Origin of the sequence: Streptomyces sp. V1I1 (genome assembly GCF_030817355.1) — a bacterium.
Lineage (GTDB): Bacteria > Actinomycetota > Actinomycetes > Streptomycetales > Streptomycetaceae > Streptomyces.
In genome coordinates this window covers 244882-266190 of sequence record NZ_JAUSZH010000001.1, presented here as the reverse complement: position 1 = coordinate 266190, position 21309 = coordinate 244882, and the positions used below count along the sequence as shown (strand labels likewise).

At 67.4% G+C, this 21309-nt stretch carries 20 protein-coding genes and 2 pseudogenes; 15 read left to right on the top strand and 7 right to left on the bottom strand.

The features are described 5' to 3' along the window. Positions 1-248 precede the first annotated feature (248 nt). Positions 249-641: a WhiB family transcriptional regulator gene (locus QFZ67_RS38970; RefSeq protein ID WP_373430191.1), complete on the top strand. Its 393-nt coding sequence runs from the start codon at positions 249-251 to the stop codon at positions 639-641. A gap of 79 nt (positions 642-720) precedes the next feature. Here QFZ67_RS38970 and QFZ67_RS01385 read toward each other — a convergent pair whose 3' ends face one another. Continuing rightward, positions 721-1071 (bottom strand): PRC-barrel domain-containing protein, encoded by a 351-nt coding sequence (locus QFZ67_RS01385; RefSeq protein ID WP_307659256.1) that lies wholly within the window; start codon positions 1069-1071, stop codon positions 721-723. 60 nt (positions 1072-1131) lie between these two features. Beyond that, positions 1132-1797, bottom strand: a complete 666-nt coding sequence (locus tag QFZ67_RS38965; RefSeq protein WP_373429920.1) for a CBS domain-containing protein — start codon at positions 1795-1797, stop codon at positions 1132-1134. Between the two features lie 1015 nt (positions 1798-2812). Between QFZ67_RS38965 and QFZ67_RS01370 the strand changes: the two genes are divergently transcribed. From QFZ67_RS01370 to QFZ67_RS01355, 4 genes are all read left to right on the top strand, one after another. Then, positions 2813-3232, top strand: coding sequence for a CBS domain-containing protein (locus tag QFZ67_RS01370; protein ID WP_307659255.1), 420 nt, complete (start codon positions 2813-2815; stop codon positions 3230-3232). A 1517-nt stretch (positions 3233-4749) separates the two neighbouring features. Then, complete coding sequence (locus QFZ67_RS01365; protein WP_307659254.1) at positions 4750-5490, top strand: UdgX family uracil-DNA binding protein; 741 nt, start codon at positions 4750-4752, stop codon at positions 5488-5490. 382 nt (positions 5491-5872) lie between these two features. Beyond that, complete coding sequence (locus QFZ67_RS01360; protein WP_307659253.1) at positions 5873-6283, top strand: hypothetical protein; 411 nt, start codon at positions 5873-5875, stop codon at positions 6281-6283. 111 nt (positions 6284-6394) lie between these two features. Next, a complete protein-coding gene (locus tag QFZ67_RS01355) occupies positions 6395-7069 on the top strand; it encodes a DUF6766 family protein (RefSeq protein WP_307659252.1) in 675 nt (224 codons plus the stop codon). 188 nt (positions 7070-7257) lie between these two features. On the opposite strand, the gene QFZ67_RS01350 is transcribed toward QFZ67_RS01355, so the two are convergent. Beyond that, positions 7258-7443 (bottom strand): hypothetical protein, encoded by a 186-nt coding sequence (locus QFZ67_RS01350; protein ID WP_307659251.1) that lies wholly within the window; start codon positions 7441-7443, stop codon positions 7258-7260. 431 nt (positions 7444-7874) lie between these two features. On the opposite strand from QFZ67_RS01350, the gene QFZ67_RS01345 reads away from it, so the two are divergent. The 7 genes and pseudogenes from QFZ67_RS01345 (at position 7875) to QFZ67_RS01305 (ending at position 15167) form a co-directional block, all read left to right on the top strand. After that, positions 7875-8198 carry a plasmid stabilization protein gene (locus QFZ67_RS01345; protein WP_307659250.1) on the top strand — a complete coding sequence of 108 codons (324 nt, stop codon included), beginning with the start codon at positions 7875-7877 and terminating at the stop codon, positions 8196-8198. Between the two features lie 354 nt (positions 8199-8552). Then, positions 8553-10576: pseudogene (locus tag QFZ67_RS38960) on the top strand (molybdopterin oxidoreductase family protein). A gap of 5 nt (positions 10577-10581) precedes the next feature. Continuing rightward, entirely contained in the window at positions 10582-11040 is a 459-nt protein-coding gene (locus QFZ67_RS01325; RefSeq protein WP_307659247.1) for a hypothetical protein, read from the top strand. Between the two features lie 509 nt (positions 11041-11549). Beyond that, entirely contained in the window at positions 11550-12041 is a 492-nt protein-coding gene (locus tag QFZ67_RS01320) for a metallophosphoesterase (RefSeq protein WP_307659246.1), read from the top strand. Next, the gene (locus QFZ67_RS38955) at positions 11995-12351 is read left to right on the top strand and encodes a DUF6480 family protein (RefSeq protein ID WP_373429919.1); all 357 of its coding nucleotides are present in this window, start codon (positions 11995-11997) and stop codon (positions 12349-12351) included. Before QFZ67_RS01320 ends, QFZ67_RS38955 begins: the two co-directional genes overlap by 47 nt. 215 nt (positions 12352-12566) lie before the next feature. Further along, positions 12567-13007 (top strand): annotated as a pseudogene (locus QFZ67_RS01310) (xanthine dehydrogenase family protein subunit M); the annotation flags it as partial. Between the two features lie 30 nt (positions 13008-13037). Continuing rightward, a complete protein-coding gene (locus tag QFZ67_RS01305) occupies positions 13038-15167 on the top strand; it encodes a xanthine dehydrogenase family protein molybdopterin-binding subunit (RefSeq protein ID WP_307659244.1) in 2130 nt (709 codons plus the stop codon). Positions 15168-15301: 134 nt separating this feature from the next. Here the strand turns inward: QFZ67_RS01305 and QFZ67_RS38950 are convergent, their stop codons facing one another. Beyond that, a complete protein-coding gene (locus QFZ67_RS38950) occupies positions 15302-15478 on the bottom strand; it encodes a hypothetical protein (protein ID WP_373429918.1) in 177 nt (58 codons plus the stop codon). Positions 15479-15925: 447 nt separating this feature from the next. On the opposite strand from QFZ67_RS38950, the gene ctaD reads away from it, so the two are divergent. The 3 genes from ctaD to QFZ67_RS01285 all read left to right on the top strand — a co-directional run bounded on the left by ctaD (position 15926) and on the right by QFZ67_RS01285 (position 18815). Next, entirely contained in the window at positions 15926-17656 is a 1731-nt protein-coding gene (gene ctaD / locus QFZ67_RS01295; protein ID WP_307659243.1) for a cytochrome c oxidase subunit I, read from the top strand. Beyond that, a complete protein-coding gene (locus QFZ67_RS01290; protein WP_307659242.1) occupies positions 17656-18006 on the top strand; it encodes a hypothetical protein in 351 nt (116 codons plus the stop codon). Before ctaD ends, QFZ67_RS01290 begins: the two co-directional genes overlap by 1 nt. Before the next feature lie 392 nt (positions 18007-18398). Further along, the gene (locus QFZ67_RS01285) at positions 18399-18815 is read left to right on the top strand and encodes a CBS domain-containing protein (RefSeq protein WP_307659241.1); all 417 of its coding nucleotides are present in this window, start codon (positions 18399-18401) and stop codon (positions 18813-18815) included. 321 nt (positions 18816-19136) lie between these two features. On the opposite strand, the gene QFZ67_RS01280 is transcribed toward QFZ67_RS01285, so the two are convergent. From QFZ67_RS01280 to QFZ67_RS01270, 3 genes are all read right to left on the bottom strand, one after another. Beyond that, on the bottom strand, positions 19137-19304 hold the full coding sequence (locus tag QFZ67_RS01280) for a hypothetical protein (RefSeq protein WP_307659240.1): 168 nt from the start codon (positions 19302-19304) through the stop codon (positions 19137-19139). Positions 19305-19678: 374 nt separating this feature from the next. Beyond that, complete coding sequence (locus QFZ67_RS01275; protein ID WP_307659239.1) at positions 19679-20635, bottom strand: SMP-30/gluconolactonase/LRE family protein; 957 nt, start codon at positions 20633-20635, stop codon at positions 19679-19681. A gap of 32 nt (positions 20636-20667) precedes the next feature. Continuing rightward, the gene (locus QFZ67_RS01270) at positions 20668-21096 is read right to left on the bottom strand and encodes a diguanylate cyclase (protein ID WP_373429917.1); all 429 of its coding nucleotides are present in this window, start codon (positions 21094-21096) and stop codon (positions 20668-20670) included. Between the last annotated feature and the right edge of the window lie 213 nt (positions 21097-21309).

Below are 21309 nucleotides of genomic sequence, written 5' to 3'. Positions count from 1 at the left end.
CGTACGTCGACCTCGACGCGGCCGTCGACTTCCAGGAGGCTATGCCTGCGCTCTTCCCGACAAGGACCTGGAGCTCAACGACCACTCAGAAGGCGCCGAGTTCGGCGTGGACCTGCTGGAGTTGTACGAGCTCGAGGACTGGGAGCCCTTGGAGTTCTTGCTGCCCACCGTCGGCGCCCTCGACAACGAGGGGGAGCGGAAGTCGTGAACACCGCACCGCCCCGTACTGCCGTCACCTCCTGCCGCCGGTGCGCCGACCGCCCGGCCACCGCGCTGGAGACCATCTCCGCCAGCAGGCACGACAACACCCCTCATCGCCGACCAGAGCGCCGGCGAGCTCGGCGGCGACGCCCACACCCACGCCGACCGCAACGGCGACATGCACGTGGTCCGCCCGAGCGGAGCGACGTCGTGAGCGCCCGCCTCGCCCCGTACCCGCAGTTCACCGGCGCCGAGCCCTGCCAGGCCCGGACACCGACCCCGACTGGTGGACCAGCGACGACACGAACGACCGAGCCGCTGCCCAACTGGCCTGCCTGCGCTGCCCGAACCGCGAGGCCTGCCTGGCCTGGGCCATCGACCACCCGACCGACGCCGGCGACGCCATCTGCGCTCACCGGTCCCAGGGCCAGTCGGCGTAGGCAGATGCGTCCGTGGGAACCGGTGACCAGCAGGACAGCCATCCGGCGAGCTGACATCGCCGGCTTCATGAGGAAGCCGTCACATATGGGGCTGCCCGTAGTACCTGGCGAAGTGCTCGAGGTAGCTGGCGTCGCCCGAGTACTTTGCCTGCTCGAACTCGGGAGCGTCCTTGATTTGGTCCTTGGTGCGGTTGAGGTAGACCGTTTCCTCAGCCTGGTCAATACGGGTGACCGTCCCGGCCGGGAGCAACACATGCTTGCCGAAGATCCACATTCCGATGTCGACGACAATGTGGGCGGAACCGACCTCGTCAGACTGCTTGTCGATCTTGCCGATGTGGCCGTCGGTCGCCTCGACCTTGAAACCAACCAGGTCAATCCCCAGGTCATACCCCGACCTGGGCTGGTACTCCCAGATGCGTTCAGTCACGGACTCACTTCCCTTCTTACCTGGCAGAACGTCGGTAGCGTTCGTTCGCTGTGATGCGCGTCAGTCGGTGGACAGGGCGTTGAGGAGGTCGCCGACCTGCGGGTCGGGGAGGGCACGGGCGACATCGGCCTGGGCGACCATCCCGACCAGGTCGTGGCCGTCAATGACGGGCAGACGGCGGATCTTGTGCTCCCCCATCGTGGCCAGAATTTCTTCAACGTCGTCGGCGCCGATGGTCACCGCCTCGCCCTGCGCCAGCTCTCCGGCCTTGGTCTGGGCAGGGTCCTTGCCTTTGCCGAGGCCCTTCACCACGATGTCCCGGTCGGTGCGCATCCCTTTGAGCTCTTTGTCGGTGCCGCAGGTCGGCAGCGTACCCACGCCGAGCTCGGTCATCTTCTCAGTGGCCTGCAGGACGGTTTCTTCGGCTCCGATGCACTCGGTTCCAGGCGTCATGATCTCTCGTGCGGTCGTCACGTCGGCTCTCTCCTCACGGTGGGCGTGGTCGGCGAGCTCGTCGTCCGCGATGGCGTCGCCGCCGGTGAGGTGGGCCGGGTAGAGATGCTGCTCCTCGGCGACCGAGTGCCGCACCAGCTCGATGGTCAGCTGATCCAACAGCAGCCTGCGCTCGGAAGTCCCGGCTGTGGCCGCCTGGATCTGCCCGAAGAGGCCATCGGCCTCACGATGATCGGTGGTCAGCTCCTTGATGACGTCTGCGCCGTGTCCCACAGCGCCCCCAAGCTTTCCTCACGTGACCTGCCGTTGCCGGCCGGTATTCCGTCCGGCGGGTCACGAGTTCCCCGGCATCGCCCCCGGCTAACGCGGCCTGCCCCCGATTGATCCGACGGGGCTAACCACGGGTGGCACCCCACACGATGCGTCCGGCGAGGACGGCGCGGCGGCCATGCCCGAGGCCATCGGCGCATCCCGCCTTCCGGTCCGCACGGCCGACGGTGAGGCGCAGGCGCCGTGAGCTCCCGGCGTAATGCGGCAGGCGAGAGGGGAGCGCAGAACTCGGCTGCACCCGGCCGCCGAACTGCGGCGACGCGGCTCCGACGACCTGCGTTGCCGGGGAGTTTCGGTGTCCTGGAAGCGGGACCTGATCTCGGGGTCGGGCGAATCGGCATGGCTCTTTTCCTCAGCGGCGTGGCACCATGCGTGCGCTCCCAGTACGGAGGCGAGGCACCTGATCGGGCATCAGGAAAGGTGCCCGCGCTTCGCAGCACCTGCTTCGCAGCACCATTGTTCGTCCAAACCCGCCTCTGCCGGCGGTCAGTCATTTGGAGTACGCCCGGCTGCACGGTCCTCCGCGCGGGGATCGGTAGTGTCCGTAGAGCACGGGAGCGGTGGCTCCCCTGGTTCTCTCCCGTGCCACAAGCCCTGACTCCCCTCTGTCGGTAGCCGGGGCCTTCTGCGTCGGTCTAAAACTGACGGACATCGTTAACACCTGGGTCTCCGGCGACTACGGAGATCGTGCATGTCGAAGTCCATCCCCGCTCTCGATCGTGAGGCCAAGCGGGGCCTGGCGGTCATAGTCACGTCGAAGAGGTCACGGGCAACGTTGCGCTGAACTGCCGATACTTCGGGATCAGCCGGCAGGCGTGCCGCATCTGGTACCGGCGTCTCGTGCTCGCCTTCTCAAGGCCCGCTTCCATTCTTCGGGTGCGTGGAGCGCGTGGTGGGGGTACCCGACCAGCGTGCCCGCTCTGCGGGCCGGATTTCCTTGCCGATCAAGGGTGGAGCAATGGCTCAGCAAGTCCGCGAGATCATGACGGGAACTCCCGCCGCGGTGGGACCGCAGACGTCAGTGACCGAGGTCGCCCGGCGGATGCGTGAGGAAGACATCGGGGCGGTCCTCGTCGTGGAGGACGAACAGCTGCGCGGCCTGGTCACCGACCGGGACCTGGTGGTGCGGGTCCTTGCCGACAGGAAGAACATCGAAGACACCACCGTGTCGGCGGCCTGCAGCGCCGACCTGGTCGCCGTCTCCCCCGACGACGACATCGACCGCGCCGTGCAGCTGATGAGGCAACGGGCAGTACGCCGGCTGCCGGTCGTCGATAACGGGCGCCCGGTGGGCATCATCTCCCTCGGCGACCTGGCCATCGAACGCGACCCCGACTCGACGCTGGGCGACATCAGCTCGGCTGAACCCAACCAGTGAAACGCTGGTCGCCGTGCGAGCGAGCCAGTTCCCGGACGAGCCAGTTCTGCCAGTTCCGCCAGGATGGGCGTGTGACCGTTAGCGGTGCTTGTGTTCATGCCGAGTCGGAGGCTCGCCCGAGGCTGCTGGGCTCATACCTGGCCCGCCGCGAGGCCCGTGGGCGAGGTGCTGTAGAAGTCCCTCCGTTGTCCTGTGGTCGACGTCCGGCTACATCGCGGCCTTCATGCGCCTCCAAGGCCGTGTACGACATCGGCGCGGGAAGGGCACTGTGACCCGCTTCCCCGTCGAAGTGGCGGGCCAAAGCGCCGTGCCCTTATTGACCAGCAGCGACCGGCCGGTGGACGTTCCAGGCCGGGGACAAACGGCCAGCCTGCGGATGCGGCCGATGCCCTGCCTGCGACCGAAGCGGAGGCGATGGCGGCTCACCCCCGCCTGCGCGGGGAGGACCGGGCGGGCCAACGGCCATGCGGTGACGACTCCGGCTCACCCCCGCCTGGCGCGGGGAGACCGGCACCTTGTCCGCATGACGGCGCACCGAGGGAAGCCCGTTGGGCGGCTGGCAGACGCCGGGCCGACAGCCTCACCCACGCGCCGCCCTTGCTGTGGCCGGTGGAGCGGCGTGGGTTCCGGTACGGCGTGCAGATGGCGCCGGTGTGAGGTGTGGCCGGGCTCGCCCAGTACGCGTTCCTCGTAGCGGCCGAGGGCGAGCAGGGCGCACAGCAGTAGAGGAGGTAAGAGGAGGACGGTGACAACCACGAGGTTCCTTCCGGCCAGGGCTGGTCCGTGAGCCTCGAGTTGCCCTCCCTGTCTGCCGGAAACCCTTTCGGTGTCCGTCAATTGCCGGGCGTTTGATGGTTACCGCCGAAACTTACAGCGGCACCATCATCTACAGCGCGCGTTCTGTCACCTTGTCCGGGCCGTACTGGCCGCCGTGCTGGATGCTTCTGCCGGGCCGACAGCACCGCCCCGTCACCTATTGCGGCCCAGTGCAGCCGTCGGCCGGCGTCCGCCACATTTCTCACCGCCAGTGGAGAGATGGCAGCCATGCTCGTGGATTCTGGGCGGCCCCGTGTGTGGGTGGACCGACGCCTCGACGACGACATGGCCGGTCCAGTGCGCCTGACCAGGACTATTCAGGGGAGTCAATCTGCACGTGCGGCTCTGGAGGCCCCCTTCGCCGTACTCCTCCTGGGAACGCGAGGCGCGCGTTTGCGGCGCTTCGCACGCGGGCGCAGGGTGAACAGGTGGCGCACCACGCCGAAGGCAGACTCCGGCGGAGAGGACACCGAACCCGATGAGCAAGGGCAACGCCAGTGCGAACGAGATCAAGGGCAAGCTGAAGGCGACCCTCGGCATGATCACGGGCGACAGGCCCATGCAGACTTCGGCCGGGGCAGCAGCTGTGCGGCAAGCCGCAGGAAATAGCGTCGAAGGCGGCCGAACGCGTCCGCAAGGGCACAAGGCGCTGAAGTTGACCAGGGCACGGAGCGAGATGTTCGCACGGCGGCACGCTTGTCATGGGCGGAACCTCTGACGTGGCACCTGACGTGGGGGAGGGGCAGGAGGGACAGGTGTACGACGCCAAGCCGTTCCTGCCGGGTCGGCGCGCGGGCCTGCCGGGGCTGCGGAAGGCTGCTGCCGACTGTCACGGATGCCCGTTGTACCGGGAGGCGACGCAGACCGTGTTCGGCGAGGGGGACACGGGCGCGCGCGTACTGCTCCTGGGTGAGCAGCCGGGCGACCAGGAGGACCGGCAGGGCAGACCCTTTGTCGGCCCGGCCGGGAAGGTGCTGGCGCGGGCCCTCGCAGACGCGGGCATCGACCCGGAGCGGTCGTACGTCACCAACGCGGTCAAGCACTTCAAGTTCACCGTTCCGGAAGGCGGCAAGCGCCGTATTCACAAAGCCCCGAACCTGCGCGAGATGACGGCCTGCAGGCCCTGGCTCCTCGCCGAACTGCGGCTCGTGTCCCCGGAGGTCGTGGTGGCGCTCGGCGCGACCGCAGGAAAGGCCCTGCTCGGGTCCGCCTTCCGTGTGACTGAACAGCGCGGCGTCCTGCTGCCCTGGCCTGATCTCGACGAGGACGGTGAGGCCGGCGAGGGGATCCGGGGGCTGGTGGCGACGATCCACCCGTCCGCCGTGCTGCGTGCCGACGACCGCGAGCCGGTGTACGAGGGCCTCGTCTCCGATCTGCGGCTCGTCGCGGACGTCCTGGCCGGCGCCAAGGAAGGCGGCGCGAAAGGCGGCAGGGACCGATGACGATTCAGCATCCCGCCGACCGGCCTGCATCGGTAACGCCCACCAGAACAATGCCCTGGTCGGCCTCGCGCTGGTCTTCACTCGGACAGAAGGCTCCTGTCGGCCTGGATGCCCATGTGCAAACCCTCTGTCTTCCTTTCAGCGTCCGGGTCCCCAGCACGCTGGGACGGACCTCTCTCGCCCGGCCTGGCGGGTACGACTGCGGCTGAACGAGCGATGGGACGCCGCTATTGGACCACCGCGCGAGTGACCAGTATCCAGTGCGAGGAAGCTTGCTGTAGGTCGTGACCACGAACGGAAGGGTGTCCGTGCTTTAGTCCATCAGGAGTGAGAACGCCCCGCCAGTGATCCGTACAACCGATAACGCCGGATGGAGGGACGCTTGCACAGGCCAACGATGCACAGGATGGTGCCGCTGCTGCTCCTACTGGGCGCGATGAGCGGGTGCGGAGGTGCGCAGGCGCGCAGTGCGGACGCTTCCGCTGTGGTTGAGAAGTTCGAGCGGGCCGTCCACGGCGGGGACGCGGCGGTTGCCTGCACTCTCCTGGCCCCGCAGACACGCAGCGAGCTGGAGGATTCTGCCCAGGTACGGTGCGACGCGGCCCTGAAGGAGGAACAGCTTCCCGACGGAGGTGCGGTGCGGGACACGGCGGTCTACGGGCAACAGGCGGTGATCACTCTGCAAGGCGACACGCTGTTCCTGTCGCAGTTCCCAGGCGGCTGGCGCGTTGTCGCCGCCGGCTGCGTGCCTGAGGCGGGCAAGCCGTACCAGTGCCAGGTCAAGGGAGGCTGACCTTCGGTGCGCGTCATGTTCACGCTCTGCCTGGTCACGGTGCTCGGTGGCCTGGCCTATTTCATCACACTGGGACTTCTGCACCGATGAGCGCGGGGAGGGGAGCAGGAGATGCGCAGGTTCGTACGTGACAATTCGCTGACCTTGGTGTTCGGTATCGCCTTCCTGCTGGTCCTCTTCTGTCAGGCTGTCGCAGGCCATTCCGAGTTCAACCAGCAATCGGCCGTCGACGGCCTCGCCTCGATCGGATTCGGCGACTACCTCATGTCATCGGACTTCGCCGTGGACGTCACCGAGAACTGGCAGTCGGAGTACCTGCAGTTCTTCCTGTACATCTTCGGCACCGTCTACCTGTTGCAACGCGGCTCACCCGAGTCGAAAGAGACGCACAAGGCCGGCGTGGAGTCCGAGAAGGATCAACGGATGGGCGAACACGCCCGCCCCGACTCGCCACGCTGGGCCAGCACGCGGGACTGGCGTCAGACGGTGTTCTCCCGATCGCTGGGCCTCGTGATGGCGAGCCTGTTCTTCTTGTCCTGGGTGGCGCAGTCGATCGCGGGAGTCGCCGCCTACAACGAGCAGCGGTTGCGACAGCTTCAGGCGCCCGTCGGCTGGGGTGAGTACGTGATCTCTGCCGACTTCTGGAGCCGGTCCCTGCAGAACTGGCAGTCGGAGCTCCTCGCGGTCGCGTCCATGGCCATTTTGTCCGTCTACCTTCGCCAGCGCGGCTCACCCGAATCCAAACCAGTGGGCGCCGCTCACAGCTCCACCGGCATTGAAGGCTGACGTCCGAGCTTGAATCCGCCGGTCGCTGTCCTTTTCACAGTGGGCGTCTCTGCTACCGGAATGCACGGGGCCGCTCAGCGCGGGGAAATCGTCAGTCCACGTCAGTCCATGAAGTCAACGACCGATCACCCCGCACTTCGCACTCGCCTCGCGCCCATAGGTGGATCTGCTCCGCGGGAGGAAGCACGTCATAGGGCCACCCGGTCGGTAGTCGCCCAGACTTGCCGCCGCCCACCTTGTGCTCGGCCTGTCCGAAGGATCTCGTCGGCGTCGACCGTCACCGCCTCGCCCTGGGCGAGCTCACCCGCCTTGACCGCTGCGGGTTCCTCGGCGGAGCCAAGGACCTTCACCACGATGTCACGGTCGGTCAGCATGCCCTGGGGCTTGTTGTGCGTGCCGCAGATGGACAGCGGCCCGAGGCTGCTTCATCTTGCGTGCCGCGTCCAGAGCGCTCTCATCCGCGCCGCTGCATTCGGCGCGCCCCGTCATGATTTCTCGCGCCGTCGTCATGGATCGGCCCTCTCTCACACACGGATCGGAAACCATCCTGCAGGCGGATCGCCCCGTGAACTGCGGCTGACATGGCACGTGTTCGCACGGCTCAGCTCCCTAACAAACCGGTCAACATTGACGGGCCTCGAGCTCGGCCAGACCTCCCAGTGAAGAACCTGCTCACCACGTCGCGCGTCGCAGTCGGTGTAGGCGGAGAGTGGCGGGGTACCGGCTTTGCCTACCCCCCTTTGCGGCGGTGTCTGTGGCCGCGCAGGGTGGGTGGGACATCCCACATCTGGTGCAAGGAGTAGTCATGCCACGAGGTTCGAGCCCCAAGCGGGAACGTCAGTACGAGCACATCAAGGAAAGCGCCGAGCAGCGCGGAGAGAGCACCGAGCGGGCCAAGGAGATCGCCTCCCGCACCGTGAACAAGGAACGGGCCCGCTCGGGTGAATCAAAGACAGCGAGCAAGACGTCGACGCAGGACAAGCCTTCGACACAGCGCGGTGGCGAGCGCTCGCACAGCGGAGCGGAAGGGCCCACCTACGATCAGCTCTACCAGGAGGCCAGGAAGCGCAACATCAAGGGTCGCTCCTCGATGAACAAGTCCGAACTGAAGCAGAAGCTCGGTCACTGAACCCACGTCGGGAGCGCGGGACACCTCGTGAAAGATTGCTGCTGATCACGGTGGCTCTGTCCTTTCCAGGGTGCCTCCGGATGCTTCCCGCAGCATCGCAAACACCGTTGCAGTGCCAAGACCCGTCCGACCCCTCACCGACGTGAGGCACGCGGCGGGAGCGGTCCGGTGCGGCTCTTCGTCGACGTAAATCAGCTGGACCTGTCCGGACATCTGAGACGTACGGTAAGCACCTGGCTACCCCCTGCCCGGGCAGGGTCCCCCCGCGGCCTTCCGGCCGCAGTTGCGGGGTACCCCTGATCGCGGACGAAACCCGAGGCCACTACGCAGGCAGCAGCGGATTCGGAGTGCCGCATGACTCACGAGACGACAGACCGCATCGCCGACCCATGGGGAGCCCCGGCGCCGGGCGGGCGGGGCGCTCCCTGGGCGTCTCGGACGGATCAGTGGCTGGCCGAGGGCGTACGGGCCGAGGAGGTCGAACGGTGGGTGCGCTCGGCCTGTCTGCTGTGCAGCAATGGATGCGGGCTGGACATCGCGGTTCGTCACGGCCGCATGGTGGGCGTGCGGGGCCGCACCGGGCGACAGGGTCAACCGCGGACGGCTGGGGCCCAAAGGCCTGTTCGGATGGCAAGGCCAGCAGTCCGGCGATCGGCTCACCCGCCCCCTGGTCAAGAACGCGGACGGCCGACTCGTCGAGACGGACTGGGATTACGCGATGGCCCGTATCGTCCAGCGCTCCCAAGCGCTCCCAAGCGCTCCCAAGCGCTCCTGGCCGACGGTGGGCCGCTCACCCACGGCTTCTCACCAGCGGTCAGCTGATGCTGAAGGAGTACTACACCCTCGCCGTCCTGGGTAAGGCTGGTCTCGGCACGCCGCACATGGACGGCAACACACGGATGTGCACCGCCACGGCTGCGGCGGCCCTCAAGGAGAGTTTCGGCTCCGACGGCCACGGTGCTGTGGACCCGTATGCGTGACCGGCTGCGCGGCCCGGACCGGCCGCTGCTGGTGCGCCTCGACCCGCGCTCGACGCCTGTGGCCCGCGAAACCGACGTGCATCTGGCGGTCCGCCCCGGCACCAACCTCGCCCTGATGAACGCTCTGCTACATCAGACCATCGCCGACGGCCGGATCGATCAGGACTATGTCGGCCAACATACGCAGGGATTTGAGGAGCTGCGCTCGGCCGTGGCCGAGTGCACGCCCGCGTGGGCGGCGGAAATCTGCGGTGTCGGGGCGTCCGACATCGAGCGGGCCGCCGAGATCTTCGGCCGCAGCGAGCGCGTCCTGTCCACCGTTCTGCAGGGCTTCTACCAGTCCCACCAGGCCAGGGCCGCTGCCGTCCAGGTCAACAATCTGCATCTGCTGCGAGGGATGATCGGCCGTCCCGGCTGCGGAGTCCTGCAGATGAATGGTCAGCCGACCGCGCAGAACAACCGCGAATGCGGGGCGGACGGCGACCTGCCCGGCTTTCGGAACTGGACAACGAAGAACACGTCCGGGAGCTGGCCGAGCTGTGGAACGTCGACCGGCTCACGATTCCGCACTGGGCCGAACCCACGCACGCGATGGTCTGGCTCGACTACGCACGCAGGATGGGCTTCACCGACCGCGACGGCAACGAACTCATCCCGTGGAAGAACCCAGAGGACGCCTACCAGGCGTGGCAGGCCTGCTCCCGCGGGCGCCCCTGCGACTACACCGGAATCAGCTACCGGCAGCTGCGTGAAGTCCCCGGCGGTCTGCGGTGGCCATGCACCCCGACCGCCCCCGACGGCGCCACGCGGCTGTACACCAACGGGCGGTTCCCCACCGACACCGCCGGGTGCCAGACCTACGGCCACGACCTGGCCACCGGAGGCACTTGCACCCGGCAGGAGCATCAGGCACTGCGGCTGGACGGCCGCGCCCGGCTGAGGCCGGCAGCCTACGAGCCGTCGCCGGAGACGCCTGACGCGGAGCGCCCGTTGCTGTGCACCACAGGCAGGACGGTCTACCACTGGCACACCCGCACCAAGACGGGGCGGGCTCCCCGTCTCGCCGCCGCCGCACCCGGACCGTGGGTGGAGATCGCACCGCAGGACGCGGCATCGTACGGGATCGCCGAAGGCGACCTCGTACGCCTGGAATCGGCGCGCGGGGCGGTGCAGTTGCCGGCCCGGATCTGCGGCACTCGTCCGGGAACGGTGTTCCTGCCCTTCCACTACCGTCACCAGGCCGCCAACGAACTCACCCGCACCGTGTGGGACCCGGTCTCCAAACAGCCGGTGTTCAAGGTGAGCGCGGTACGGCTGACGCGGCTCGGCCCCGGGGACGGCAGGCCGGCTCCGGCCCCCACTGTCGGCGCGGCCGCGCCCCTCGACACAGGGGAGTGAGCACGATGCATCTGCCGACCTACCTGGGCATGCTCGAACACGCCGAACGCACTCTCGCGGACGCCTTCCGGCAGGTGGCCGAGTCCCGCAGGGACGAGTCCGACATCCCCGTGCTCGCCCGCCGGATGTCCGCTCAATGCACCGCCCACGCCGGACGGCTGCAGCCTGTCATCGAGCGTTACGGGAAGCAGGAGGACGAAGAACCAGAGCGTCTGTGCGTCAGCGAATTCTCCGGCGAACGAAGCGGCGGCCTCGGCCTGCTGCGCGATCTGCACGACGTCTACGTGCTGGCCCACTTCGCCGACATCACCTGGACCGTGATCCAGCAGACGGCGCAGGCCCTCAGCAACCAGGAGCTGCTGGACGTGGTGGCCCTCTGCCAAGGAGAGACAGCCGAGCAGATCCGTTGGCTGAAGACCCGTATGAAGGCGACAGCCCCGCAGGCGCTCCTGGTCGCCCGGTAGCGCAGCCGGCGATCCGGTCGTCCGCCGCAATCGTCCGCTGGGCCGAGCGCTCGAATCCGTATGTCTGTGGCCGACGACCCCGCTGCTCCCGAGGGAGAAACCGTGGACACCTGGCTGCGATGCCTGGCGGGGCAACGGCTGGCCCGGCTGCCGCGGTCCCGCGCCCGCATGGCGCTGGGCAACCGCCTCGACGGTGAGTAACCCTTCCCGCGTGCTTGAAGGAAGAAGGGCTTCGCGAAGGACCTCAGGATGAGCCATCGCTCCTGTCGTGCTCCGCTCACGTGCAGACGCCGCATTTCGGAGGTCCGTCCGCCCCGTGCCGTTCGGCGGCAGCGATACGGCTGCCCTGCCACGCGCGCTTTTCCAGCCGGGCGCGTGTGTGGGGCAGCCTCCATCATCAAAGTCCGCCTCGGCGACAGCCACACGCTCGTGTGGGTAACCATGCGTTCAATCTTTCGATCACGGGAAGGGCAACTGCGTAGAGCGCCGGGATCACGCATCGTGGAGCCATGCACCTGCTCCTGACCTCGGACACACATCTGCCCAAGCGCGCCCGGCAACTGCCCGCGGACCTGATGGACCGGATTGACCACGCCGACGTGGTATTCCACGCCGGCGACTGGCTCGACAGCGCGACCCTCGACCTCCTGGAGTCCCGCTCGGCTCGTCTCATTGCCGTCTACGGCAACAACGACGGCCCCGAGCTTCAAGTCCGGCTGCCCGAGGTGGCTCGGGTCGAACTCGGCGGGCTGCGGTTCGGCGTGGTGCACGAGACCGGCCCGGCACAAGGCCGGGAACGCAGGTGCGCCGACCGATTTCCCGACCTGGACGTGCTGGTATTCGGGCACAGCCACATTCCGTGGGACACAACAGCTCCGGGGGGATTGCGGCTGCTCAATCCCGGCTCACCGACCGACAGACGGCGAGAGCCTTTCTGCACGTACATGACCGCTGATGTGGCCGACGGGCAATTGGCCGACGTCCGCTTGCACCGTCTGTAAAACGCCCCTCACGCGGAAACACATCCACAGGCGGTTTCTCACGCGACATAAACAGGGACGTACCGGGCACCCGCCCCATATGAATACCACCAACCCGGACCCAGATCCCCGTAATACCCCCGGTCTCAGCCCCGGAGGTTCCGTACCAGCTGGGGAGACCCCTCCGGCGGAAGCGAGTACCGCCTCAGGGGCCGGACCCCGCGACGATCCGCCGCGTGGATGGAGCAAGGGCCCCATCATCATCATTCTCGTTGTCGCCGGCCTTTGCGCGGCCTTGTTCCTGGCCATGGCGCTGAGCCTTGCTCTGTGAATCCCTGCCGTGGCCGACTCGGCTCAATTCGTCTACCTGGTGCCCGGCCGGCCCGGACCGGTGCCCGCGGACGACGTAGTCGACGCACGCAAGCATGGCAAGGACCTGGCGACGCTATCCGTGAACCGACCGGCGGACGGGGAACGGAGACCACCCCGCGCACGGCTGCGGTGGGCCGCAAACCGGCCCGGAGACCGGCTACGCGCACGACTGCCGGGACCCTCCGGCGGAGGGTCGCCCCGCCGAGCGGGGCTCCCGGTGAACGGCCGGACCTGGACACAGTCATCCGGCCCGGCGAACTCATCACCAGTGTGCTGCTGCCCGGCGACCCGGCAGGTCTCCCCTCGGCCTACCGCAAGGCGCGCGACCGAGCCTCGTACGCCTTCGCGCTCGCCTCGGTCGCGGCCGTCCTGGACGTGGTCGACGGAGTGGTACGCCACGTGGGGCTGGCCTTCGGCGGCCTTGCCCACGTGCCGTGGCGGGCCCGCCGAGCCGAGGCGCACCTTCTAGGCGTGTCGCCCACCACTGACAACATCAGCCGCGCCGTCGACGCTGAACTCGCACCGGCGCAACCGCTGCGCGACAACGCTTTCAAGGTCGGCCTCGCGCGCAACCTCGCGACAGAGGCCTTGTCCCAGCTCGCCGAGCGGACCTGAGCCGAAGAGCACCGCAGTAAGGAGCCCGCGATGGGTCACACCCCTTCGGCGCTCGGCACGCCCGCCGCGCGCAGAGAAGGCCGGGACAAGGTCACCGGCGCCGCACGCTACGCATTCGAACACGTCCCTCCCGGCTGCGCCTACGCATGGCCGGTGCCGGCCACCATCGCCCGCGGGGAGGTCGTCACCATCGACGACTCCGCTGCGCTGGCCCTGCCCGGCGTGCTCGCCGTCCTCACCCACGCATCGGCCCTGCGGCTCGCCGGGCCGGACGATCCGACGCTCGCCGTGCTCCAGAATGCCCGTGTGCCGCACCGGGGTTGGTATGTCGCCCTCGTCCTCGCGAACTCCTTGGAACAGGCCCGCGAAGGCGCCCGACTGGTCGAGGTGGCGTACGCGCCACAGCCCCACGATGTCACCCTCACCACCGAACACCCCCGCGCCTACACTCCGGAGGAGGCCAACGGCGGCCATCCCGCCGTCCGCGAGCGTGGGAATGCCGACGCTGCCTTCGCGGACTCGCCCGTGCGCGTGGACGCCGCCTATGTGATCCCGCCGGAGCACAACCATCCGATGGAACCCCACGCCGCCACGGCGGAGTGGCAGGACGGGCGCCTGACCGTGCACGACTCCAGCCAGGGCTCGTCCAAGGTCCGCGAAGCCCTGGCCGGTCTGTTCGGCGTGCCCGAGGGCGATGTGACCGTCGTGTCCGAACACGTGGGCGGCGGATTCGGCTCGAAGGGCACCCCACGTCCGCACGTGGTACTCGCCGCGCTGGCCGCCAGGCACATCGGCCGGCCCGTGAAAATTGCCATTCCCCGGCGCCAGATGCCGGCGGTCGTCGGCCATCGCGCCCCCACGCTGCACCGCGTACGGCTCGGTGCGGAGCAGGACGGCAGCCTGAACGCCCTCATCCATGAGGTCACCACGCACACATCACAGCTCAAGGAGTTCGTCGAACAGGCGGCGGTCCCCGCTCGCATCATGTACGCCTCGCCCCACAGCCGCACGAGCCACCGCGTTGTGGCTCTCGATGTGCCGAGCCCGTCGTGGATGCGGGCACCCGGAGAGGCACCCGGCATGCACGCCCTGGAATCGGCCATGGACGAACTGGCCGACAGCCTGCACCTCGACCCCGTCGAGCTGCGGATCCGGAACGAACCCACCACGGAACCGGACAGCGGCCGGCCCTTCAGCAGTCGCCACCTCGTCGAATGCCTCACGGAAGGGGCCCGCCGCTTCGGCTGGTCGCAGCGCGACCCGCAGCCCGCGATCCGGCGCGCCGGTCCGTTTCTGACCGGCACCGGCGTCGCGGCGGCCACCTATCCCGTTCTCGTGAGCCCCTCCACGGCCACGGCCCACGCACGAGCCGACGGCACCTACATCGTCCGCATCAACGCGACGGACATCGGCACAGGTGCCCGTACTGTGCTCGCCCAGATCGCGGCCGATGCACTGGGCGCACCGCTGGAGTCCGTACGTGCAGAGATCGGCAGCAGTGATCTGCCCTCCGCACCGCTCGCCGGCGGATCGTCCGGAACGGCGTCGTGGGGCACGGCCGTGCACAAGGCATGCACCGCACTGGCCGGACGCCTCACCCAGCAGGACGGACCGTTGCCCGCCGAGGGCATCACTGCCCAGGCCGACACGTCCGCCGATATGGACCATGAACAGCCCTACGCCAGGCACGCGTTCGGGGCGCACTTCGCGGAGGTGGACGTGGACACGGTCAGCGGGGAGGTACGTGTGCGCCGCCTCCTCGGCATGTACGCAGCGGGCCGCATCCTCAATCCGCGTACCGCGCGGTCCCAGTTCGTGGGCGGCATGACGATGGGCTTGGGCATGGCCCTGACCGAGGGCAGCACCATGGATGCCGCGTTCGGTGACTTCGCCGAAAGCGACCTGGCCGCCTATCACCTGCCCACACATGCGGACGTGCCGGTCATCGAGGCGCATTGGCTCGACGAGCCGGACAATCATCTCAACCCCATGGGAAGCAAGGGAATCGGCGAAATCGGCATTGTGGGCACCGCAGCGGCCATCACCAACGCCGTCCACCACGCCACTGGCGTCCGTTTCCGCGAACTCCCGCTGACACCCGACCGGGTACTGGCCGGGATCCAGGGACTTGACGGCGGGACTACCCGAATGCCCCGCTGAGGGCGGTCAGCAGCGTCTTCGCCGGCCAGTGGAGGTATTCGCTCTGGGTCTCGTCGCCAAACCGTGCGAGTGGCGCCGCCGAACCAGCGGAATTGGTCGAGAGCCCGCCGCACCGCCGCACCCCGGTCGGTGTCCTAGCAGACGGGCAGTTGCCCGACATGGGGCGTGCCCTCTCCGCCGTGCGGGTCGAGGGAGGTCAGCAGTTCCGCCGCTTCCGGCTCCGTGGCGATGACGAAGTCGGCGAGGGAGCACACCTGCTTACCCCGGCGGCCAGCCGCCGCCCACGACATGATCGTTGAGGTTCTCCCCATGGGGAGAAGCGACGTGGACTTGGAACAACTCCGAATGCCGGCCGGTACGGCCTACGCGGCAACCGGACTCGCGCTCCCGGTAACAGCCGTGGCGGGATGAGGCTCTCGAGCGGGCCCGTTCGCGCCGCCAACGAGCGGGAGAATCGAGGCCGCCGAGATCAACGCGGTGACCGTGTTCTTCTCGAAGCGCGCCTACGCCAAGTCGAGTGGACGGCGGACGGCCCTCTACCAGTAACCTCTACGACCACGTCGCAACGTCTGTGGTGGCGCTTTCGCCGTACGCCGTCGCGCACGTCTGAGCGAGAGCGAAAGTCGCATGAGAGGTCTAATTCCGAAACGGACGAATCGAACCGGTTACTGGAGATCTGCCGCCGTAGCGTGCGAGATGACGTCGGAGGTGCACCCTGCCGCGCGTCCTTCTCGCCAACGGCAAACGTAGGGATTCGTATGGCCACCTCCACCGAATCGGTCGCTCCTGTCCCGGTCGCGGGACGCACACGCGGGAGCGTGGTGATCAGCTGGATCACGACGACCGATCACAAGAAGATCGGTCACCTCTATCTCATCGCCTCGTTCATGTTCTTCGTGATCGCCGGTGTGATGGCACTGATGTTGCGGGCGGAATTGGCTCGCCCTGGTCTGCAGATCATGTCCAGTGAGCAGTACAACCAGTCCTTCACGATGCACGGCACGATCATGCTGCTGTTCTTCGCTACCCCGACCTTCGCGGGATTCGCCAATGCGGTCATGCCGCTGCAGATCGGCGCACCCGACGTCGCATTCCCGCGGCTGAACATGCTCTCGTTCTGGCTGTTCCTCTTCGGCGGGCTGATGGCCACCGGCAGTTTTCTCACCCCGCAGGGCGCCGCCGACTTCGGCTGGACTGCCTACACCCCGCTCAGCGGCGGCGAGCGGACCCCCTTCATCGGTGGAGACCTGTGGGTCATGGGGCTGGCGCTGTCCGGGTTCGGCACGATCCTCGGTGCGGTCAACTTCATCACGACGATCGTGTGCATGCGCGCGCCCGGGATGACCATGTTCCGCATGCCGATCTTCACCTGGAACATCCTGTTCACATCGGTCCTGGTCCTGCTGGCCTTCCCCGTCCTCGCGGCCGCGCTGCTCGTCCTGGAGGCCGACCGCAGGTTCGGGGCCCAGGTGTTCGACCCGGGAAACGGCGGCGCCCTGCTGTGGCAGCACCTCTTCTGGTTCTTCGGACACCCGGAGGTCTACATCATCGCGCTGCCGTTCTTCGGCATCGTCACCGAGATCATCCCCGTCTTCTCCCGTAAACCGATCTTCGGCTATGTGGGGCTGGTCGGCGCCACCATCGCTATCACTGGCCTGTCTGTCACGGTGTGGGCTCATCATATGTTCGCAACAGGCGCCGTCCTTCTGCCGTTCTTCTCCTTCATGACGTTCCTCATCGCTGTGCCGACTGGGGTGAAATTCTTCAACTGGATCGGCACCATGTGGACAGGCTCGCTGTCCTTCGAAACACCGATGCTGTGGTCCATGGGGTTCCTCGTGACCTTCCTCTTCGGCGGCCTGACGGGCGTCATCCTGGCCTCCCCGCCCATGGACTTCCACGTCACCGACAGCTACTTCGTGGTGGCCCACTTCCACTACGTCGTCTTCGGGACCGTCGTGTTCGCGATGTTCGCCGGCTTCCACTTCTGGTGGCCAAAGATGACAGGCACCCTGCTCGACGAGCGACTCGGAAAGATCCACTTCTGGACGCTGTTCATCGGCTTCCACACCACGTTCCTCATCCAGCACTGGTTGGGTGCCGAAGGCATGCCCCGCCGATACGCCGACTATCTGGCCGCGGACGGCTTCACCACGCTGAACACCATCTCGACCATCGGGGCCTTTCTTCTCGGCTCCTCCACGCTGCCGTTCTTCTACAACGTGTGGAAAACCGCCAAGTACGGCAAACGCATCGACGTCGACGACCCCTGGGGATACGGACGCTCCCTGGAATGGGCGACCTCCTGCCCCCCACCCCGGCACAACTTCGTTGCCCTGCCCAGGATCCGCTCCGAATCACCGGCCTTCGACCTGCACCACCCCGACCTCGCTGAACTCGAAAACATCACCAGTGGCGACCGCCGTGACGTCATCGAACCCGGCAAAGGCGTCGCACCCCCGCTGGGAGACGACAAGGGCGACTCCTGATGGAACAACCACCACCCACAAAACAGGAGACAGCCGCAGGTATCAACAAGATCGAGGGCTACCTGCTCTACCAGGCAGAACTGCGCACAGCACGCAGCGAAGCCGAAGCATTTGCCCGCAGCATGCCCTGGCTCACCACCGCCGAACAGGACGAAATCGCCCGGCGCTACGCCGAGCAGCGCGTCAACCTGTCGAAACAGATGCTCAGAGCGATTGCCGCCCGCTGCACCGAACTGAATAGCACCTACACTGCCCGCTACCTTGCCCTCCGCCGCCGACTGCTCAGCCTCAGCGTCGCCTGCCTCCTGCTGTCGGTTGCGCTCTGCGTCGGCTTGTTCTTGCTCTCCTGATACGGCAGCGCGTGCTCAGTCGTTCTTCTCGACAACGTCGCACAGGCGCCGAAGCGGCGAGCGATGCCGAATCTGGAGCAACACATCGACGGCGGAGTTGTGCAGGGAGCCGGCCGGGCCAGCACGTCGCGGGGGTCGGCGCAGGCCGAGCAGCCTTGCGCAGGACACTCTCCATTTTTCCCGCGCCTGTTCGGGACGGATTCCCGCAGGACATAGGACGGAGGCGACGAGCGAGGTGAGGTCGCTTCGCTTCCTCGACGCCGATATGCGTACTTTCGGTGAGGTTCTGTTAGGCGATCTCGGTTGTGGGAACACGTGCCACGTCACCGCAGTCAGCGTTCGTGGGAGTTTTCCTGCAGGGCTGGCAAGATCCGTAGGAGAGGGAGCGATCCATGACGACGGCACGAGAGATCATGACGGGGGGCGCCGAATGTATTGGCGCCGAAGAGAGCGTTCTGGAAGCGGCACGCAAGATGAAGCAGCTCGGTGTCGGCGCACTGCCCATCTGCGGCACCGACGACAGGCTCAAGGGCATGCTGACCGACCGCGACATCGTCGTGAAGGTCCTCGGTGCCGGCAAGGACCCCTCAGCGGTCAAGGCCGGTGAGCTCGCCCAGGGCGAGGCGGTGACGATCGGCGCCGACGACGACCCCGACGAGATCCTGCACACCATGACCCGGCACAAGGTCCGCCGCCTGCCGGTCATCGACGGCCACGAACTGGTCGGCATGGTCGCCCAGGCAGACGTCGCCCGCGCCTTGCCCGATGCCAAGGTCGGTGACCTGCTTGAGGCCCTGTCCACCGACTGACCCCGCATTCCCTCACCCTGCGGGGCCCCGGTTCCGCCTCCCCGCGACCGGGGCCCCGCCCTGTTTCCGCAGGCCAGTGCCCTTCGAATGCATGGTGGCACCAGGCGCGTCGAAATCCTCGGCAGCGAGCAAGGCGTCGGCCACCAGTTACACAGCTTGGGCAGCCGCCGCCGTCTCCTGTGCCAGCTCACACAGGAGCTGCTGAGCTTCGACCAGAAGCTCACCTCCCACCGCCGCGGCTGTGCCTCTCTCCTGCTCGAAATCCCTGGTGAGGCTGTCAAGGAGATCCCACGCGCTCCTCAGGGCCTTATCGCGCCGGTCTCACACAGGCCGTGGCTGGTCGAGGCCTTTGAGCAGCTCGGCATTGGCGATGCACGCGATCGCGGCCTGCTCCAGCACCGCGGCATAGCGGCGGAGGTAGGCGGGGGAGGGGGAGGTCAGCTCGACCTTGCTGTCTGCGGCAGCCGCCAGGGTGCGGGTTACGGCCATGAGCCGGCTGCTTATGCGCGCCCACACCCCGTCCGCGTCGGTGGACGGCGGAGACGGTCCCACGCGGCGGAGGCGCCAGCCCGGATTGAAGCGGAAACTTTCTCTTGCCCACTGCCGGGCGTCGGCAAGAGCCCGCACTTTCTGGGTGAGCCGAGAGGCGCGGTTGTGCCACTCGTAGTTCCTCCGCCATGTCGGCCAGTAGTGTGCCGCTGCCACAGGAGGCCGGGCGTACCTGCTCAAAGACCGTCATCCCACCAGGAATCTTGGTGCTATCGCGGTTGGCGCATGGCGTAGGACGCGTACGAGGCTGCGATGCGCCAAGCTCGCGGTCTGTGTCGTGCCGGGCGTCGGACGATGACTCCGCGTGTGGGGACTCACGGTGAACCGGTCCGTAAGCATGGCGGGATGGGGCACGTGGCTAGGGCGTCCTCCAGCAGGCTGCCGAGTATCAGAGTCTGGTGGTGCTCATAGACACTCGTGATCATCCGGTATTCCGTGGAGCGTCGCTGTAGGTCATATAGCGCGTGACCTTGTTGGTCGATGCCGAGTACCTGTGCAATGCGCCGTGGTGGTAAGCGCAGCCGAGTTGTCGCGCGTGCTGCCAGGTGCCGCCAGGCCAGCGGTCTGCGGTGCAGCCAGTCGAGTGCTGCTTCACGCGGCGAGGCCAGGGCGATCCAGATCGTGCCCGAAGGTCCGCGTGAAAGGTTGTCGGGAAATCCCGGCAGTTCATCGATGAGCACGTCACGTCGTCCCGTATGGGGGCCGGTGAGCCACAGGCGGGTCAGGCGGTAGGCGCCGGTCTCCGCCACGGCGACGTAGGACTCGTCGGCGGAGAGCACGACACCGTTGGCAAACTGCAGGCCCTCAAGCAGGACTTCCGTCCCACCGTTTGGTACGAGGCGCAAGAGCTGGCCTGTTGGGGAATGTTCGACGATGTCCGCGCGCCAGTCGCTCAGCCCGTGGCGGCTGCTGGAGGTGGTGAAATAGACGGTGCCGTCCGCGGCGGCCGCCGCGTTGCTGCAGAACCGCAAAGGCGCTCCGTCCACCGAGTCGACGAGCACTTCGACTCCGGTGTCGGGCGCGGGAGTCAGCCGCAGCAGGCCCCGCTGCGCGTCGCACACGAGGATGCGTCCATCGGGCGGGGCTTCGAGCCCCAGCGGCCTACCCCCTGTCTGTGCGACCGCTTCAACGCTGCCGTCTGTCCGCGGGCCGGGCAAGGTGATCCGCAGGATCCTTCCGTCCGCCGTTCCGGTCAGGACCCGCCCCGCTGCGTCGACGACGACGTCTTCGGGCCCGGAGCCGCCGATGCGCAGGATACGCAGCGGTGGCATCGTGGTATGCGTAAACCTGCGCGACTCTGGCGTCACTGCAGGCCTGCCCCTCGCCGGGCGCGGAGACAACGGGTCATCTCCTCCGCATATGGCAGGATCACGCCGGCTCCGATTACCGCGCCGAGTGCAGCGAGGTACTTCGCCGAAAGGGGCCGGTCCTTCGGCAGCAACCGCCAGTCCTCCGGAGCCTGGCCGCCGCGCAGCAGGGACCGCACTTCGTCGGCGTGGAGACAGGCGGTGAAAGCCATCGCGGAGAGAGGGAGGACCTCGAGAAAGCTGTGAATGTGCTGCTCCACTGGCCGTACTTCGCGTTCCTGCGTCGCCAGGCCTACGTCGTACAAGGCGGTCGCTCCGTGAGCCAGGGCTGCCCCGCCCATGACGGAGAGAACCAGCGGGTTGATCTTCGCGAGCAGACTCATCGCGACGGGAATCCCGGCTTCGGTCATCATAAGCGCGTGCACGGCTGACTCTTTGGCACCGCCCGTGTGCTCGATCCGGGTCCGATGACGCCGTACAACAGGAACCGGCGCATGGTGTCCTCGACCGAGGTGGTTTGTAGGGGAACGGAAAGATCGCGCCCCTGGCGCCAGTGCCGCCACCTGCGCATCAGCGGCGCGGCTGCGGTAGCCATGGAAGTCCTCCTGAGCTTGTCGATGTCTGCTGACAGGTCACCA

What these genes read in the sequence shown, in the direction of transcription:
- QFZ67_RS01370 (WP_307659255.1), top strand. Translation starts at nt 2,813, where the DNA reads ATGGCTCAGCAAGTCCGCGAGATCATGACGGGAACTCCCGCCGCGGTG.
- QFZ67_RS01365 (WP_307659254.1), top strand. Translation starts at nt 4,750, where the DNA reads ATGGGCGGAACCTCTGACGTGGCACCTGACGTGGGGGAGGGGCAGGAG.
- QFZ67_RS01355 (WP_307659252.1), top strand. Translation starts at nt 6,395, where the DNA reads ATGCGCAGGTTCGTACGTGACAATTCGCTGACCTTGGTGTTCGGTATC.
- QFZ67_RS01350 (WP_307659251.1), bottom strand. Translation starts at nt 7,443, where the DNA reads ATGCTGACCGACCGTGACATCGTGGTGAAGGTCCTTGGCTCCGCCGAG.
- QFZ67_RS01345 (WP_307659250.1), top strand. Translation starts at nt 7,875, where the DNA reads ATGCCACGAGGTTCGAGCCCCAAGCGGGAACGTCAGTACGAGCACATC.
- QFZ67_RS01325 (WP_307659247.1), top strand. Translation starts at nt 10,582, where the DNA reads ATGCATCTGCCGACCTACCTGGGCATGCTCGAACACGCCGAACGCACT.
- QFZ67_RS01320 (WP_307659246.1), top strand. Translation starts at nt 11,550, where the DNA reads ATGCACCTGCTCCTGACCTCGGACACACATCTGCCCAAGCGCGCCCGG.
- QFZ67_RS38955 (WP_373429919.1), top strand. Translation starts at nt 11,995, where the DNA reads ATGTGGCCGACGGGCAATTGGCCGACGTCCGCTTGCACCGTCTGTAAA.
- QFZ67_RS01305 (WP_307659244.1), top strand. Translation starts at nt 13,038, where the DNA reads ATGGGTCACACCCCTTCGGCGCTCGGCACGCCCGCCGCGCGCAGAGAA.
- QFZ67_RS38950 (WP_373429918.1), bottom strand. Translation starts at nt 15,478, where the DNA reads ATGGGGAGAACCTCAACGATCATGTCGTGGGCGGCGGCTGGCCGCCGG.
- ctaD (WP_307659243.1), top strand. Translation starts at nt 15,926, where the DNA reads ATGGCCACCTCCACCGAATCGGTCGCTCCTGTCCCGGTCGCGGGACGC.
- QFZ67_RS01290 (WP_307659242.1), top strand. Translation starts at nt 17,656, where the DNA reads ATGGAACAACCACCACCCACAAAACAGGAGACAGCCGCAGGTATCAAC.
- QFZ67_RS01285 (WP_307659241.1), top strand. Translation starts at nt 18,399, where the DNA reads ATGACGACGGCACGAGAGATCATGACGGGGGGCGCCGAATGTATTGGC.
- QFZ67_RS01280 (WP_307659240.1), bottom strand. Translation starts at nt 19,304, where the DNA reads ATGGCCGTAACCCGCACCCTGGCGGCTGCCGCAGACAGCAAGGTCGAG.
- QFZ67_RS01275 (WP_307659239.1), bottom strand. Translation starts at nt 20,635, where the DNA reads ATGCCACCGCTGCGTATCCTGCGCATCGGCGGCTCCGGGCCCGAAGAC.